Origin of the sequence: Staphylococcus sp. HMSC068G11 (assembly GCF_001815825.1) — a bacterium.
Classification (GTDB): Bacteria; Bacillota; Bacilli; order Staphylococcales; family Staphylococcaceae; genus Staphylococcus; species Staphylococcus epidermidis.
Window position 1 is genome coordinate 1 of sequence record NZ_KV822089.1, and the last position, 1,172, is coordinate 1,172.

A 1,172-nucleotide genomic window follows, 5' to 3' on the forward strand; every position below is an offset into this window, starting at 1 on the left:
ACCTCAATCTGAGCCAACGAAGACAGAAGAAGGAGGCAATGCAGAAGCACCGAATGTTCCAACTATCAAAGCTAATTCAGATAATGATACACAAACACAATTTTCAGAAGCCCCTACAAGAAATGACCTAGCTAGAAAAGAAGATATCCCTGCTGTTTCTAAAAACGAGGAATTACAATCATCACAACCAAACACTGACAGTAAAATAGAACCTACAACTTCAGAACCTGTGAATTTAAATTATAGTTCTCCGTTTATGTCCTTATTAAGCATGCCTGCTGATAGTTCATCCAATAACACTAAAAATACAATAGATATACCGCCAACTACGGTTAAAGGTAGAGATAATTACGATTTTTACGGTAGAGTAGATATCGAAAGTAATCCTACAGATTTAAATGCGACAAATTTAACGAGATATAATTATGGACAGCCACCTGGTACAACAACAGCTGGTGCAGTTCAATTTAAAAATCAAGTTAGTTTTGATAAAGATTTCGACTTTAACATTAGAGTAGCAAACAATCGTCAAAGTAATACAACTGGTGCAGATGGTTGGGGCTTTATGTTCAGCAAGAAAGATGGGGATGATTTCCTAAAAAACGGTGGTATCTTACGTGAAAAAGGTACACCTAGTGCAGCTGGTTTCAGAATTGATACAGGATATTATAATAACGATCCATTAGATAAAATACAGAAACAAGCTGGTCAAGGCTATAGAGGGTATGGGACATTTGTTAAAAATGACTCCCAAGGTAATACTTCTAAAGTAGGATCAGGTACTCCATCAACAGATTTTCTTAACTACGCAGATAATACTACTAATGATTTAGATGGTAAATTCCATGGTCAAAAATTAAATAATGTTAATTTGAAATATAATGCTTCAAATCAAACTTTTACAGCTACTTATGCTGGTAAAACTTGGACGGCTACGTTATCTGAATTAGGATTGAGTCCAACTGATAGTTACAATTTTTTAGTTACATCAAGTCAATATGGAAATGGTAATAGTGGTACATACGCAAGTGGCGTTATGAGAGCTGATTTAGATGGTGCAACATTGACATACACTCCTAAAGCAGTCGATGGAGATCCAATTATATCAACTAAGGAAATACCATTTAATAAGAAACGTGAATTTGATCCAAACTTAGCCCCAGGTACAGAAA

At 35.2% G+C, this 1,172-nt stretch carries 1 pseudogene; it reads left to right on the forward strand.

The features are described from left to right. Positions 1-1,172, forward strand: a pseudogene (aap, locus tag HMPREF3058_RS06235) (accumulation-associated protein Aap); the annotation flags it as partial.